Source organism: Streptomyces sp. UC4497 (genome assembly GCF_054871485.1).
Genome location: NZ_JBTYHB010000020.1, coordinates 101,971 through 115,859, shown reverse-complemented (window position 1 = coordinate 115,859; position 13,889 = coordinate 101,971). Strand labels below are relative to the sequence as shown.

The window sequence follows — 13,889 nt, the reverse complement described above, 5'->3', positions numbered from 1 at the left end:
CGTAGTCGGTCTACAGCGGCGAGTGGAGGGACTGTGACGCCCAGCCACGATCCCTTCGTGGTTTCGCGTCACAGACCCACCAGCCGGGAGACCCCACCCCCACGTGACCCACGTCACACCCCACTCCGTGTCACATCCCCGCGCCCCACTCCGTCACATCTACGTAGCCGCGCAAACGGCGCCGAACCGATCGACCCAAGACACACAGACACACAGATACACGGACACACGGACACAGGAGCCCACCATGGAAGCCCGCATCAATCCCTTCGCCAGCCCCATCGCGGGGAAGGTCATCAAGCACATCAACTCCGCCGGGAAGGTCGTCTCCGACTCCACGCTCCCCGCCGCGACGCAGGAGCTCGTGAAGATCCGGGCCAGCCAGATCAACGGCTGCGGGTTCTGCACCGACATGCACACCAAGGACGCCGCGCACGCCGGCGAGACCGTGCAGCGGCTGCACCTCGTCGCGGCCTGGCGCGAGGCCACCGTGTTCACCGACGCCGAGCGCGCCGCGCTCGAGCTGACCGAGCAGGGCACGCGGATCGCCGACGCGGCCGGCGGCGTCCCGGACGAGGTGTGGGCGAACGCCGCGAAGCACTACGACGAGGAGCAGCTCACCGCCCTCGTCTCGCTGATCGCCATCATCAACCTCTACAACCGCGTGAACGTCATGGTGCAGATGCCCGCCGGTTCCTACCAGCCCGGCCAGTTCGGCTGAGCCGCCGGTCACGCGGGCGCGGCCCTCACCCCCGAGGGCCGCGCCCGGACCGCCGGGCGTAACCTCACAAAAGAGACGCACCCCAAGACGCCCTGGGCGCCCTGGACACCCAAGGCGCCACACACCGGAGGTTCACCCCATGGCCCGCGCCCTCCCCACCGCCCCGATAGCCGCCGCCGGACTCGTCGGGGGTTACGCCACCGCCCGCTTCACCAAGAAGCGGCCGCTGGGTGGGGCCGTGCTCGCCGTGGCCGGGGCCGCCGCCGCGACGCAGTGGACGAAGACGCGGGGCGGGAAGGTCGCGGGGGCGCTGACCGGCGCGTACGTCGCCGCGTTCGCCGGGTCGCACCCGCTGGCCAAGAAGGTGGGGGCCTGGCCCGCGGTGTTCGGCGTCGCCGGGGTCGTCGCCGCCGCCTCGTACGTCCTCGTGGACCGCAAGGCCGGCTGACGCCCGAGGCCCTACGGCCGGGCGTGCGTCAGGACGTTCACGATCTTCCCCTGCGGGTCCCGTACGAAGAAGCGGCGCACGCCCCACTCCTCGTCCCGCAGGTCGTGGACGATCTCGGCGCCCGCCGCGCGCATCGCCGCGTACACCGCGTCGACGTCGTCCACCTCCACGCTGATGTCCGGCACCATCGGGCCCGTCGCCTCGTGCGTGAAGAACTGGATCTGGGCGGTGGGGTCGGACGGCGAGACCATCGTCATGATCCAGCCCATGTTCATCGCCTCGCGGAAGCCCAGCGCCCCGTAGAAGTCGCGGTTCGCCGTCATGGCCGCCTCGTCGGCCACCCGCACGTTCGGGACCGCTCTGCGGATGTGGGTGTGCGTCTCGTTCTCATCGGTCGCCATGGACGTCATCGTCCCCGGAACGTAGCCCTGTACGCCCCCGGCGACACCCCCAGCACCGCCTGGAAGTGCTGCCGCAGAGAGGTTCCGGAGCCGAAGCCCGTCTCCGCCGCCACCCGGTCCACCGTGTGGTCGGTCTGTTCCAGCAACTCCCTTGCCCGGTCGACCCGTTGGCGGTTCAGCCAGGTCATCGGGGTCAGGCCCGTCTCCTCGCGGAAGCGGCGGTTGTACGTGCGGATCGACATGGCGTCGCGGGCCGCCAACTGCCCCAGCGACAAGGGTTCCGCCAGCCGTCCCAGCGCCCACTCCCGCGAGGCCGACGTCGATGCCGACCCCAACTCCTCGGTCGGAACCGGGCGTTGGATGTACTGCGCCTGGCCGCCCTCCCGGTGCGGGGGCACCACCGTGCGGCGCACCAACTCCGCCGCCACCGCGGCGCCGTGGTCCTCGCGGATCATGTGCAGGCACAGGTCGATGCCCGCCGCCTCCCCCGCCGAGGTCAACACCCGCCCCTCGTCCACATAGAGGACATCCGCGTCGACCGTCACCGACGGGAACGTGCGGGCGAAGTGGGCCGAGGACATCCAGTGCGTCGTCGCCCGGCGGCCGTCCAGGAGGCCCGCCGCCGCCAGGACGAACGAACCTGTGCAGATCGATGCCACCCGGCCGCGGCGGCGGGAGCCGCCGATGACATCGGCCAGCGACTCCATCAACTCCCCTGCCAGGGAGCCTGGTTGGAGGGTCTCGTCCGTCTCGTGCGAAGCCGGGACCAGTACCGTGTCCGCCGCCGCGACCGCCTCCAGGCCGTGCTCCGCGTAGATCGGGAAGTCGGCGTCCGTACGGATGCGGCCGGGGCGGGGCGCGCACGTCGTCACCTTGTAGAGGCGCTCCCCCGTGGCCGGATCGCGGGCCGTACCGAAGAGCTGGTGGACCAGGCCCAGCTCCATGGGCAGGACACCGTCCCGTACGAGGACCGCCACCGAGGTCGGAGGCGGGGGTGGGGGCGGGGGCGACGTTGGGCCTTTCGTGCGGCGAGGGCTCATGGCCAGATTCTTTCAGGTTGCGACTATCTGGCCAGGCGCGCGGGCGTACTCTCCCGAACATTGCTGGCCGAGCGGGGCGCCCCGCACGAATGACCGGGTGGGACGACATGGCCGACTGGACGCTGCGCGCGGCCACCGCCGCCGACGTGGAGCCGATCGCCGAGCTGCGGGCCGTCGTGATGCGGCCCGACCTCGAACGGCTCGGACGGTACGACGAGCGGCGCGTACGGCAGCGGTTCCGCGACGCGTACGAGCCCGCGCACGCCTGGGTGATCGAGGTGGCCGGGGCCTTCGCCGGGTGCGTGGCGCTGCGCCCGGACGGGGCCGCGTACTGGCTGGAGCACTTCTTCCTGGACCCGGAACTGCACGGCCGGGGCGTCGGCGGCGCCGTCCTCCGCGAACTCCTGGAGCGGTGCGACCAGGAGCGCGCCCCGGTCCGCCTGAACGTGCTGCGGGGCAGCCCCGCCCGCAGCCTCTACGAACGGCACGGGTTCACCGTCGAGAGCGAGGACCCGGTGGACGTGTTCATGGCACGCCGACCGGCCACCACCGCGCCGGATCGCCGGCCCGCCCGACCCGCCATCACCACGCCGGAGCGCCACCCCGCCCCGTAGAACCGTAAAGCGCCCCGCTACGCCCCCAACGCCCGCGACACCGTAAAGATCAACAGGCCCGCCAGCGAACCCACCACCGTGCCGTTGATCCGGATGAACTGCAGGTCGCGGCCGATGTGCGCCTCGATCTTGCGGGTCGTGTGCTCGGCGTCCCAGCCCGCCACCGTGTCCGTGATGAGGGACGTGATCTCCGCGCGGTACGTCGTCACGACGTACACCGCCGCGCCCTCCACCCAGCCGTCGACCTTCGAGCTGACATCCGGCTCCGTCGCCATCCGACGGCCCAGCGACAGCAGCGAGGCCCGTACCCGAAGACGCAGCTCGCTGCGCTCGTCCTCGGCCGCCGCGACGATCATGCCGCGGACCGCGGACCAGGCCGAGGCGATGATGTCCTGCACCTCGGAACGGCCGAGGATCTCCGACTTCAGACGCTCCACCCGGTCCCGGGTGTCCGAGTCGCCCTGCAGATCGGTCGCGAAGTCGGCGAGAAAGCGGTCGAGCGCGCCGCGCGCCGGGTGCCCCGGCATGTCCCGCATCTCCGTGACGAACCGCAGCAGCTCCTTGTAGACACGCTCGCCGACCCGCTTGTCGACGAAACGGGGCGTCCAGCCGGGGGCGCCGCCCTCCACCGCGTCCATCACCGAATCGGAGTGCAGCACCAGCCAGTCGTGGGCGCGGGCGCACACCAGGTCGACGATCCGCTTGTGGCCACCGTCCGCCACCACCTTCTCCAGCATCTTGCCGAGGCCCGGCGCGATCTCCGCGTTGTCCGCCCGGCGCGTGATGGCCTCGCCGACGATCGCCTGCACATCCGAATCGCGCAGCACCGTCAGGGCGCCCCGCAGCGCCGTCGCCAGCTCCGCCGTCACCCGATCGGCGTGCTCCGGCTCCGCGAGCCACGAACCCAGGCGGCTGCCGATACCGACGGCGCGCAACCGGTCCCGTACGACCTCGCCCGACAGGAAGTTCTCGCCCACGAACTCGCCGAGCGAGACGCCCAGCTGATCCTTCTTGGTCGGGATGATCGCCGTATGCGGAATACGCAGGCCCAACGGGTGGCGGAACAGAGCCGTCACCGCGAACCAGTCGGCCAGCGCACCGACCATGCCGGCCTCCGCGGCCGCCGCGACGTAGCCGGTCCAGGCACCCGCACCCGCGTGCTCCGCCCACGTGGCCCCTACATAGACGAGCGCCACGAAGACGAGCAGCCCGACCGCCATCAACTTCATCCGGCGTACGCCACGCCGCTTCTCCTCGTCGGCCGCGGTGAACTCGGCGACGAAACGGCGGGCGGCGGGACGGGAGGGTCGGGATTGGCCCGATGTGGCGTGGGAATACTGACCATTGTCCGATTCGGCCACTTCGGGCCCTTCGGTCGTTTCAGCCGCTTCAGTCGTTTCAGTCGCTTCAGTCGTTTCAAGTGCTTTGTCCGCTGTGTCGTACGCACCCTGGGACCCCTGGGACCCCTGCGCCCCGCGCTTCACGTCGCCGTCCACTCAGCCCACTCCGCATCGGTCATCGGCCCGACCTGTCGACTTCGACTCGACTGTCATTCGCCTCACACATTGTCCCTTCCTGACCTACTCCCGGAACGAACCAAAGGTTCCCGGCGTCTACCTGTCCGGAGGGGGGCCAGTGTCGGCTCCCGCCCGCCCCATGACGCATCATGGGTTCATCACATCGGAGCCTCGGGCTCCCCCTGCCCGAGGAGACACACACCGCATGACCAAGCGTCACGGTTATGCCTTGTTGACCGCGCTCGTCGCGGTCGTCGTGATGATCTCTGCCGCCATCTACGTGGGCTTCTCAGGAGTCTTCGGCGGCGACGACGACATACAGGCCGGCGGCGCGCACCCGCGCAGCTCCGCCGCCCCCGCCTCCACCGGAACGTGGACCGGCAGCTGGTCCGCCTCCCCCGCCGGCGGGGAACCCGGCACGGAGACCAACGGATTCTTCGGCCACTCCATCCGCAACATCGTGCACACCAGCGTCGGCGGCAACGCCGCGCGCATCACCCTCTCAAACCTGTACGGGCAGTCGCCCCTGCGCATCACGCACGCCTCGATCGCCGTGGCCTCGGCGCCCAACAACCCGACGGCCCTGTCCGACACGATGCGGCGCCTGACGTTCTCCGGAAACTCCTCGGTCGTCATCCAGCCCGGCCAGCAGGCCGTCAGCGACGCGCTGCGGATCACCGTGCCGAGCGACTCGGACATGCTGGTCACCACGTACTCGCCGACTCCGTCCGGACCGGTCACGTACCACCCGCAGGCCCGCCAGATGTCGTACGTCGCCCGGGGCGACCGCACCGAGGAGCCCAGCGGCACGCTCTACAACCAGCAGAGCCCGTACTGGCGCTACCTCAGCGCCCTCGACGTGCTCAGCAACGAGGCGCAGGGCACCGTCGTCGTCATCGGCGACTCCCTCACCGACGGCATCACCTCCACGATGGGCGCCAACCGCCGGTGGACGGACGTACTCGCCGAGCGGCTGCGCACGGAGTCGGGTGCCCCGCGCTACGGCGTCGTGAACCAGGGCATCAGCGGAAACCGGATACTGGCCGACGGCTTCGGCCGCCCCGCCAACAACCCGAGCGGCCTGTCCCGCTTCGAGCGTGACGCGCTCAGCCGCTCCGGCGTCCGCGCGGTCATCATCGACCTCGGCATCAACGACATCCTGCGTACGCCGCAGCAGACCGATCCCGCGAAGATCGTCGACGGTCTGCGCGAGCTGACCCGGCAGGCGCACGCGCGCGGCCTGCGGGTCGTCGGTGCGACGCTCATGCCGTTCCAGGGCCACCCCGGCTACCGCCCGGACCTGGAAGCCGTCCGCCAGTCCATCAACGAGCGGATCCGCGCCGGCAAGGTCTTCGACAGCTACGTCGACTTCGACCGCGCCCTGCGCGACCCGTACAACCCGCGCCGCCTCCTCGACCAGTACGACTCCGGCGACCACCTCCACCCCAGCGACGCGGGCTACCGCAAGATGGCGGAATCCCTCGACCTGTCGTCCCTGCGGGGGTCGACCGGGGCGGAGCTCTAGCCGGTACCGGCTGGGCCGGACGACGTACGACGAAGGGCGCTCCCGGATGGGAGCGCCCTTCGCGATGTGGGCCCGGTGGGACTCGAACCCACGACACACCGGACCTAAACCGGCGCCCTCTTGGCCAGCTGGGGTACGGACCCGTCTGGGCCACTCTACTGGGTGAGCCGATCGTGGTTCGAGAAGGTTTCGGTCTGGCTATGGCATGAGGGGCAGAGGTAGCGGAGGTTGTTCCGGCGATTGTCGAGCCTGTCCCCGTTGATGTGGTCGATCTCAAGGATCAGCCGCTTACCCTGCCACGCATCACCCAGGCCGCACTCGGCACAGCCGTGCGGGACGCCGACTTCGTCGAGAGCCCTACGCAGCAGGGTCGTCCGAGTCCGCTGTGCACCGTCCGGGCGGCGCACAAGGATCTCCTGGGCAGTCCTACGCCTTGGCGAGGGGACGCCGACGTAGTGACCCTGCCCCGTGAAGTGCTCGGTCGAGAGACCGTACTCGTCGATGCTTCGGCGCGCCTTGGCACGGGCCGCCCCGTTGAACGGCGGCAGCCCAAGTCGACGCATCAGGTCCGCCAGGCCATGGGATGCGGCGACGGCTCGCGCGAATTCCTCCTCGGGGAAGAGACCACTGCCGATGCCCGATCGTGGCGGCGCGAAGTGACTGGTGTCGATGCCGAACAGCTTGAGTCGGCGCTTCACGTGCTCGTACGGGCCGTCTTCTGGCGGGATGCCCATCACGAGGAACATCCCGCGGATGCTGGTAGAACGCGCCGCAGCTTCGGCCAGAACTTCTTTGGAGTACGACCGCTTCGGCCGTTCAGGCAGCGGTTCGTCTTGGAAGTGAGACGTGTCGATGCCGTAGTGGGCGAGCCGCATGCGCAGATATCTGCGTGGCTTACTGCCCATTGGAGCGTCGACGCGGCGCATGAGGTCGACCAGGCTGGAGGAGGCCGCCGCGGTCTCCTCCAAGAGCTCTCGGGAGTACTTGCTCATGCCGACGCCCCCTTCCGGCCGCGGTAAGTGTCGGTCACGGAGTGGCAGTTGGGACACAGCAGGCGCAGGTTCTCGCGGCGGTTGTCCCACCACTGCCCGTTGATGTGGTCGACCTCCAGCCGCAGCGGCCGCTTGTTCCACTCCGTACCGGTCCCGCACATCGAGCACTGCTCGGCGACGCCGAGTCGCAGCAACTCGCGCCGGAGACGTCGCCCCGGTACCCGCCCGTCCTCTGGGGAACGCAGGGTCAGGGGATTGCCGAGCGCCCCCTTGGGCCTCTGCTCCGCACGCACGAAGTGTGACGTGTCGATCCCGAGCGCCGCGATCCGTCGACTGATGTGAGCCTGGTTGCCGCCCACGGCACTGATGCCAAGGCGGCGCACAACATCCTTGAAACTGCCGGCCTCCGCGACCACCAGGCGCAGCTTCTCCTCCGTATGCCGTGACCAGTACCGAGGAAAGTGCGACGTATCGATACCTTCCTCGGTCATCCGTTTCTGGAGATAGGCCCGACGGCCCGCCGTCGGCTCACCCCCGCAATACCGAACCGCCTCGTCCCACGATCCCGCGTTCCGTGCCGCCGCCTCCAGCAGCTCCCGCGTGTACCGCTGCCCCGCCATATGGCCCCCTCCCTTCGGCCACGCGTTCGTGGCCTCGTACAGGGCAACGAAACGAAAATCGGACCGTCACGCACGGAATGCGGAACGGTCCGAACTGTGTGGGCGGGCCACATATGGCGGGTGTGGCCCGCCCACACAAGGAGCAAAGGAGGGGTGTGAGGGGTGTCAGAACCTCGGCGTAGGGGCCTGGGATTCGACCATTTCCGCCGCCTCCTCGTCCGTCTCCACCGAGGGCGGGGAGCCGGCCAGGGGCTTCTGGGCCGTTTCCTTCATGCAGGCCACCGCGATGACGCCGATGAGCGCCGCGGCCATCGAGTAGTACGCGGGCATCATGTCGGAGCCGGTCAGGCCGATCAGGGCGGTGATGACCAGGGGGGTCGTGCCGCCGAAGATCGAGGCCGAGAGGTTGTAGCCGACCGAGAGGGAGCCGTAGCGGACCTGCGTCGGGAAGAGCGCCGGGAGGGCCGCCGACATGGTGCCGAGGAGGCAGACCAGGGAGAGGCCGAGCAGCAGCATGCCGAGCGAGACGGCCCACAGGGCGCCGTTCTTCACCAGGAGGAAGGACGGGACCGAGAGGACGAAGAAGCCGATCATGCCCGCCATGAGGAGCGGCTTGCGGCCGAAGCGGTCGGAGAGCTTGCCGACCTGGTTGATGATGCACATCAGGACGATCATCGTGACGATCAGGATCAGCAGGCCGTGCGTCTCCGAGTAGCCCATCTCGTCCGACAGGTACGTCGGCATGTACGAGAGGAGCATGTAGTCGGTGATGTTGTAGGCGCCGACGAGGCAGATGCAGAGGATCAGCGTGGGCCAGTAGTCGCGGAAGATCTTCGCGAGGTCGCCCTTGGCGGTCGTCTCCACGGAGGAGGCGGCGTCGGTCGCGCGGTGCGAGGACTCGTCCTCCAGCTTCTGGAAGGCGGGGGTCTCGTCGAGGCGCAGTCGGAGGTAGAGGCCGACGAGGCCGATGGGCCCTGCGACCAGGAACGGGATGCGCCAGCCCCAGGACTCCATGCCGTCGCTGCCGAGCCACGCCGTCAGGATCGTGACGAGGCCTGCCGCGCCGACGTAGCCGGCGAGCGTGCCGAATTCGAGGAAGCTGCCGAAGAATCCGCGCTTCTTGTCGGGGGCGTACTCGGCGATGAAGGTGGAGGCGCCGCCGTACTCGCCGCCGGTGGAGAAGCCCTGGACGAGGCGGAAGAGGATCAGCAGGACCGGCGCCCAGAAGCCGATCGTCGCGTAGGACGGGATCAGGCCGATCGCGAAGGTGCCGATGGCCATGAGGATCATGGTCAGCGCGAGGACCTTCTTGCGGCCGACCTTGTCGCCCATGGGGCCGAAGACCATGCCGCCGATCGGGCGCACGAGGAACGAGACCGCGAAGGTCGCGAACGATGAGATCAGCTGGACCGTGTCGTTCCCGGAGGGGAAGAAGACGTGGCCGATGGTGACGGCCAGGTACGAGTAGATCCCGAAGTCGAACCATTCCATGGCGTTACCGAGCGATGCCGCCTTGACCGCGCGCTTCACCGCGCTGTCGTCGGTGACGGTGATGTCGGTGCGGCGCAGCGGCGGGTTCTTGCGCCGCTTGACGGCGCGGAACAAGGCGCGGTGACGCTTGACCGCCTCCGGGTCGGGCACCAGCCCTTCCTCGGTGTCGGTGGTCATGGGGTGGATCCCTTCTCTGACTGCAAAGCGCTTCCAGGTTCCACCTGCTCGCAGACGTTGGTTGCAAACGAAAGTCCCCTGCTTTCGGGACCTTCGTCACAACCTTTCGTCCCTAACTTCCGTCAATGCCCGGACTTTCGCACGTGGGATTCCCCCACAAGGTGCGGGGTTTCTCAGATGCCGAGATCCTTGATGATCTTTGCTACGTGGCCGGTGGCCTTCACGTTGTAGAGGGCGCGCTCGACCTTTCCTTCTTCGTCGACGACGACCGTGGAGCGGATGACTCCGGTGACGACCTTTCCGTACAGCTTCTTCTCGCCGAAGGCGCCGTAGGCCTCGAGGACCTTCTTCTCGGGGTCGCCCACCAGGGTGACCTTGAGGTTCTCCTTCTCCCGGAACTTGGCGAGCTTCTCCGGCTTGTCCGGGGAGACGCCGATGACGTCGTAGCCGGCCTCGGCGAGTACATCGAGGTTGTCGGTGAAGTCGCAGGCCTGCTTGGTGCAGCCGGGGGTAAGCGCTGCGGGGTAGAAGTAGACGATCGTCTTGCGGCCCTTGTGGTCGGCGAGGGAGACCTCGTTGCCGTCGGCGTCGGGCAGGGTGAAGGCGGGCGCGGTGTCGCCGGGCTGCAGTCGCTCGCTCATGGGTGGCCTCCTGGGGCGTCGTGAGATGTGGACGTCGTTGAGCGTAATGGGGGTGCCGGGGGGTGGTGGAGGCGGCGAGCTGACAGACTGTCCATTACTCAGACGCAGTGAGAGCAGCGACCTTGGAGGCAGCGCGGTGTCGCACACGTCCAGTACGCCGGATACCCCGGACACGCGGACCCCGGCCCAGATCGAGGCGGACATCAAGCGCCGTCGCGAGACCCTGGCCGAGACGCTCGACGAGATCGGTGTCCGGGTCCACCCGAAGACGATCGTCGGGGACGCGAAGGCCAAGGTCGCCTCGCAGGTCGACCACACGCTCGGTCGGGCCTATGTCGGTGCGAACCGGCTGGTCTCCGAGGTGAAGGGGCAGTTCGTCTCGGAGGAGGGCGCGCCGCGCCTGGAGCGGATCGTGCCGGTCGCGGTCGTCGTGGTGGGTGTCGTGGGGCTCTTCGCGGTGGGGTCTCGGCGTCGCAAGCGCTGACCCGGGGGCGTCGTCGGAGCTGCCGTGCCGCGTACCAAGGGGCGACCCGGCGGCGTACAAGTGCGCGTGGGGCAGGTAAATTCGTCGGCGTGAGCGCCAATCCCGATAAGCACAGCACCCACCATGACGACAAGCTGCCCATCCGGATGCTGCACGACCGCGTACTCGTGCGGCAGGACTCCTCCGAGGGTGAGCGGCGCAGCGGTGGCGGCATTCTGATTCCCGCGACGGCGGCCGTCGGCAAGCGTCTTGCCTGGGCCGAGGTTGTAGCGGTCGGGCAGAACGTGCGGGCCGTGGAGCCGGGTGACCGGGTGCTGTTCGATCCGGAGGACCGGGCGGAGGTCGAGGTGCGGGGTGTCGCGTACGTGCTGATGCGCGAGCGGGATCTGCACGCGGTGGCGGCCGACCGGTTCGAGGGTTCCGAGGACTCGACGGGCCTGTACCTGTAGCCGTCCGCCCTTCTACATGCGGAGAGGGCTGGTGACCATCGTCACCAGCCCTTTTTATCTGTCCTTTGCTACCTTTGAGGGACCCCGACGAGACGCGCCGTACCGGGCTGAGCACTACTTCGCAAAGACGACGCACCCCTGTTGAGAACCACTGACGGAGGTGCCAGTCATGGCCTGGATCCTGATCGCTGTTGCCGGACTTCTCGAAGTCGCCTGGTCGATCGGTATGAAGTACACCGAGGGCTTCACCCGCCTTTGGCCGAGCGTCTTCACCGGCGCCGGAATCGTCGCGAGCATGGTGCTCCTGTCCTACGCCGCCAAGTCCCTGCCCATCGGTACCGCGTACGGCGTGTGGGTGGGGATCGGGGCCGCGGGAGCCGCGATCGTCGGAATGGTCGCCCTCGGCGAGCCCGTGTCCGCGGCCCGAATCGGCTTCATTGCGCTGCTGCTTGTGGCGATCGTGGGGCTCAAGGTGACTTCTGGGCACTGAGTGGGTTCAGGCCCGTGTCGTCGGGGCTGGGGGAATCGGTGGGTTCTTCCTCGCCGCCTGTCGGGTCCTCGGACGGGGGTGTCTCGCTCGACGGTTCGTCGGACGGGGTGTCCTCGTCGGAGGGTGTCGCTGAGGCGGTGTCCGAGGGGGATTCGGTCGCCGATTCCGATTCCGATGCGGATTCCGGGGCCGAGGGCAGCGGTTCCTGTTCGGCGCCGCTCTGGAGGTCCAGGTCGAAGTCGTTCGCCGGGGTTCCGGAGAGTGCCGCCTGTGTGAACTGGGCCCAGATCTGCGCCGGGTACCCGCCGCCGTTGATCCGGTCGAGGCCGGTCGCCCCGTACAGCGGGGTCTGCGCGCCTGAGGTCGGGTCCTGGCCCATCACGGAGACGACGGTCGCGAGGTCCGGGGTGTAGCCCGCGAACCAGGCCGCCTTGTCCTCCTCCGCGGTGCCGGTCTTGCCGGCGGCGGGGCGGCCGGCGGCCTTGGCGGCGGTGCCGGTGCCGCCGTCGACGACCGATTTGAGGATCGACGTCGTGGTGTCGGCGGCCGCGCGCGGGACGGCCTGCCGGGTCTCCTTCTTGGGGAGCGTGATGTCCTCGCCGTTCTTGGTGATCGAGTCGAGCAGCGTGTACCGGCCGTGCTCGCCGTGGTTGGCGAGCGTCGCGTACGCCTCGGTCATGTCGAGGACGGACGCGGTGGACGGGCCGAGCGCGATCGAGGGCGAGGCCGTCAGGTCCGGGGTGTCCGAGGGGATGCCGAGGTCGAGGGCGGTCTGCTTGACCTTGTCGGAGCCGACGTCGACGGCCATCTGTGCGTACACCGCGTTGACGGACTTGTCGGTGGCGGTGGAGACGGTGATGTTGCCGTAGGAGCGGTCGTCCTCGTTGGCGGGGGCGTAGTGGCCGCCGTCCCAGCCTTGTACGGGGCGCTTGTTGGTGCCGTCGTAGATGGTGCTGGGGGTGATGCGGCGGCCGTCCTGCGTGGTCGAGGCGTTCTCGACGGCGGACGTGAACACGAACGGCTTGAACGTGGAGCCGACCTGGTAGTCGCGGCGGGTGGCGTTGTTGACGTACTGCTTCGTGTAGTCGACGCCGCCGTACATGGCGCGCACCTTGCCGTTCGACGGGTCGATGGCGGCGCCGCCCGCGCGGACGTTCTTGTCGATGTCCCGGGCGTTCTTGTCGAGCTTCGACATCAGTTGGTCGTCGACCGCCTTTTGGAAGGCGTCCTGCTTCTTCTTCTGGAGCGTGGTGGTGATGCGGTAGCCGCCGCCCGCGAGGGTGTCCTCGTCGAGGATCTTGTTGTCGGTGATGTAGTCCTTCACGGCCTGCACGAGGTAGCCGCGCTGCCCGGACAGGCCTGAGGGCGCCTTCGCCTGGTCGGGCACGGGGAACTTCATGTTCTTGCGGTCGGAGGCGTCGAGCCAGCCCTCCTTGACCATGCCGTCGAGCACGTAGTTCCAGCGGGCGGTGGCCGCTTCCTTGTTCTCGGGGTGGGCGGCCACGTCGTACGCGCTCGGGGCGTTCACCAGGGCCGCGAGGTAGGCGCCCTGGGCGGCCGACAGGTCCTGGACGTCCTCGCCGTAGTACGCCTGGGCGGCGGCCTGGATGCCGTACGCGTTGCGCCCGAAGTAGCTGGTGTTGAGGTAGCCCTCGAGGATGTCGTCCTTGGATTTCTCGCGGTCCAGCTTGATGGAGATGAAGAACTCCTTCACCTTCCGGGAGACGGTCTGCTCCTGGCCCAGGTAGTAGTTCTTCACGTACTGCTGGGTGATCGTGGAGCCGGACTGTTTGCCCTTGCCGGTGATCGTGTACCAGGCGGCGCGCAGCATGGCCTGGGGGTCGACGGCGGATTCGGAGTAGAAGTCGCGGTCCTCGGCGGCGAGCACGGCGTGCTGCACGGATTTGGGGATCTGGGTGAGGCTCACGTTCTCGCGGTTGACCTCGCCGTCGCGGGCGATCTGGCTGCCGTCGGCGTACAGGTACACGTTGCTCTGCGCGGTCGCCGCCGAGTTGGCGGCGGGGATGTCCACGAGGGCGTAGCCGAGGGCGAACAGGCCGACGCACAGCAGGATGAAGCCGACGAAGGCGCCGAGCACCATCCGCCATGTGGGGATCAGGCGCCGCCAGCCGGTGCGCTTGGGCCGCTTGCCCTTGCCCGCGGCGGCGGGCGTGGCGCCCGTGCCGGGCCCGCCCGGTTCCTGGGGCTCCGTCGGCTGCTCGGGCTGCTCCGGCTCGTCGCTGCTCATGTCCTGTGGAACTCCTGATCCGCGTCGTACG

15 protein-coding genes, 1 tRNA gene and 1 riboswitch are annotated in these 13,889 nt (G+C 68.9%); of the genes, 7 read left to right on the top strand and 9 right to left on the bottom strand.

Translation table 11 applies throughout. From position 1 onward, the window contains the following. Positions 1-247: 247 nt before the first annotated feature. Positions 248-721, top strand: a complete 474-nt coding sequence (locus ACYSUO_RS26020) for a carboxymuconolactone decarboxylase family protein (protein WP_461778651.1) — start codon at positions 248-250, stop codon at positions 719-721. 139 nt (positions 722-860) lie between these two features. Beyond that, positions 861-1,169: a hypothetical protein gene (locus ACYSUO_RS26015; protein ID WP_461778650.1), complete on the top strand. Its 309-nt coding sequence runs from the start codon at positions 861-863 to the stop codon at positions 1,167-1,169. An 11-nt stretch (positions 1,170-1,180) separates the two neighbouring features. Here the strand turns inward: ACYSUO_RS26015 and ACYSUO_RS26010 are convergent, their stop codons facing one another. Together ACYSUO_RS26010 and ACYSUO_RS26005 are read right to left on the bottom strand one after the other, a co-directional pair. Further along, a complete protein-coding gene (locus ACYSUO_RS26010; RefSeq protein ID WP_461778649.1) occupies positions 1,181-1,570 on the bottom strand; it encodes a VOC family protein in 390 nt (129 codons plus the stop codon). A 5-nt stretch (positions 1,571-1,575) separates the two neighbouring features. After that, complete coding sequence (locus ACYSUO_RS26005; protein WP_461778648.1) at positions 1,576-2,610, bottom strand: GlxA family transcriptional regulator; 1,035 nt, start codon at positions 2,608-2,610, stop codon at positions 1,576-1,578. 107 nt (positions 2,611-2,717) lie between these two features. Between ACYSUO_RS26005 and ACYSUO_RS26000 the strand changes: the two genes are divergently transcribed. Beyond that, positions 2,718-3,224 carry a GNAT family N-acetyltransferase gene (locus ACYSUO_RS26000; protein ID WP_461778647.1) on the top strand — a complete coding sequence of 169 codons (507 nt, stop codon included), beginning with the start codon at positions 2,718-2,720 and terminating at the stop codon, positions 3,222-3,224. 17 nt (positions 3,225-3,241) lie between these two features. On the opposite strand, the gene ACYSUO_RS25995 is transcribed toward ACYSUO_RS26000, so the two are convergent. Then, a complete protein-coding gene (locus ACYSUO_RS25995) occupies positions 3,242-4,585 on the bottom strand; it encodes a DUF445 domain-containing protein (RefSeq protein ID WP_461778646.1) in 1,344 nt (447 codons plus the stop codon). A 361-nt stretch (positions 4,586-4,946) separates the two neighbouring features. Here ACYSUO_RS25995 and ACYSUO_RS25990 point away from each other — a divergent pair, with 361 nt between their 5' ends. Beyond that, a complete protein-coding gene (locus tag ACYSUO_RS25990) occupies positions 4,947-6,266 on the top strand; it encodes an SGNH/GDSL hydrolase family protein (protein WP_461778645.1) in 1,320 nt (439 codons plus the stop codon). Positions 6,267-6,333: 67 nt separating this feature from the next. Here ACYSUO_RS25990 and ACYSUO_RS25985 read toward each other — a convergent pair. The 5 genes from ACYSUO_RS25985 to bcp form a co-directional block, all read right to left on the bottom strand. After that, positions 6,334-6,409, bottom strand: a tRNA-Leu gene (locus tag ACYSUO_RS25985). Between the two features lie 12 nt (positions 6,410-6,421). After that, positions 6,422-7,258: an HNH endonuclease gene (locus ACYSUO_RS25980; protein WP_461778644.1), complete on the bottom strand. Its 837-nt coding sequence runs from the start codon at positions 7,256-7,258 to the stop codon at positions 6,422-6,424. Continuing rightward, positions 7,255-7,878 (bottom strand): HNH endonuclease signature motif containing protein, encoded by a 624-nt coding sequence (locus tag ACYSUO_RS25975; RefSeq protein ID WP_461778643.1) that lies wholly within the window; start codon positions 7,876-7,878, stop codon positions 7,255-7,257. Before ACYSUO_RS25975 ends, ACYSUO_RS25980 begins: the two co-directional genes overlap by 4 nt. A gap of 165 nt (positions 7,879-8,043) precedes the next feature. Then, positions 8,044-9,546, bottom strand: a complete 1,503-nt coding sequence (gene proP / locus ACYSUO_RS25970) for a glycine betaine/L-proline transporter ProP (RefSeq protein WP_461778642.1) — start codon at positions 9,544-9,546, stop codon at positions 8,044-8,046. 173 nt (positions 9,547-9,719) lie between these two features. Next, positions 9,720-10,187: a thioredoxin-dependent thiol peroxidase gene (gene bcp, locus ACYSUO_RS25965; RefSeq protein WP_266710760.1), complete on the bottom strand. Its 468-nt coding sequence runs from the start codon at positions 10,185-10,187 to the stop codon at positions 9,720-9,722. A gap of 136 nt (positions 10,188-10,323) precedes the next feature. On the opposite strand from bcp, the gene ACYSUO_RS25960 reads away from it, so the two are divergent. The 3 genes from ACYSUO_RS25960 (at position 10,324) to ACYSUO_RS25950 (ending at position 11,610) form a co-directional block, all read left to right on the top strand. Next, positions 10,324-10,671 carry a DUF3618 domain-containing protein gene (locus tag ACYSUO_RS25960; RefSeq protein WP_461778641.1) on the top strand — a complete coding sequence of 116 codons (348 nt, stop codon included), beginning with the start codon at positions 10,324-10,326 and terminating at the stop codon, positions 10,669-10,671. 146 nt (positions 10,672-10,817) lie between these two features. Then, positions 10,818-11,120 carry a GroES family chaperonin gene (locus ACYSUO_RS25955; RefSeq protein WP_266718636.1) on the top strand — a complete coding sequence of 101 codons (303 nt, stop codon included), beginning with the start codon at positions 10,818-10,820 and terminating at the stop codon, positions 11,118-11,120. 57 nt (positions 11,121-11,177) lie between these two features. Beyond that, positions 11,178-11,257: riboswitch (guanidine-III (ykkC-III) riboswitch) on the top strand. A gap of 32 nt (positions 11,258-11,289) precedes the next feature. Beyond that, a complete protein-coding gene (locus ACYSUO_RS25950) occupies positions 11,290-11,610 on the top strand; it encodes a DMT family transporter (protein ID WP_266710764.1) in 321 nt (106 codons plus the stop codon). Here ACYSUO_RS25950 and ACYSUO_RS25945 read toward each other — a convergent pair. After that, entirely contained in the window at positions 11,588-13,858 is a 2,271-nt protein-coding gene (locus ACYSUO_RS25945) for a transglycosylase domain-containing protein (RefSeq protein ID WP_461778640.1), read from the bottom strand. The genes ACYSUO_RS25950 and ACYSUO_RS25945 overlap by 23 nt on opposite strands. Positions 13,859-13,889 lie beyond the last annotated feature (31 nt).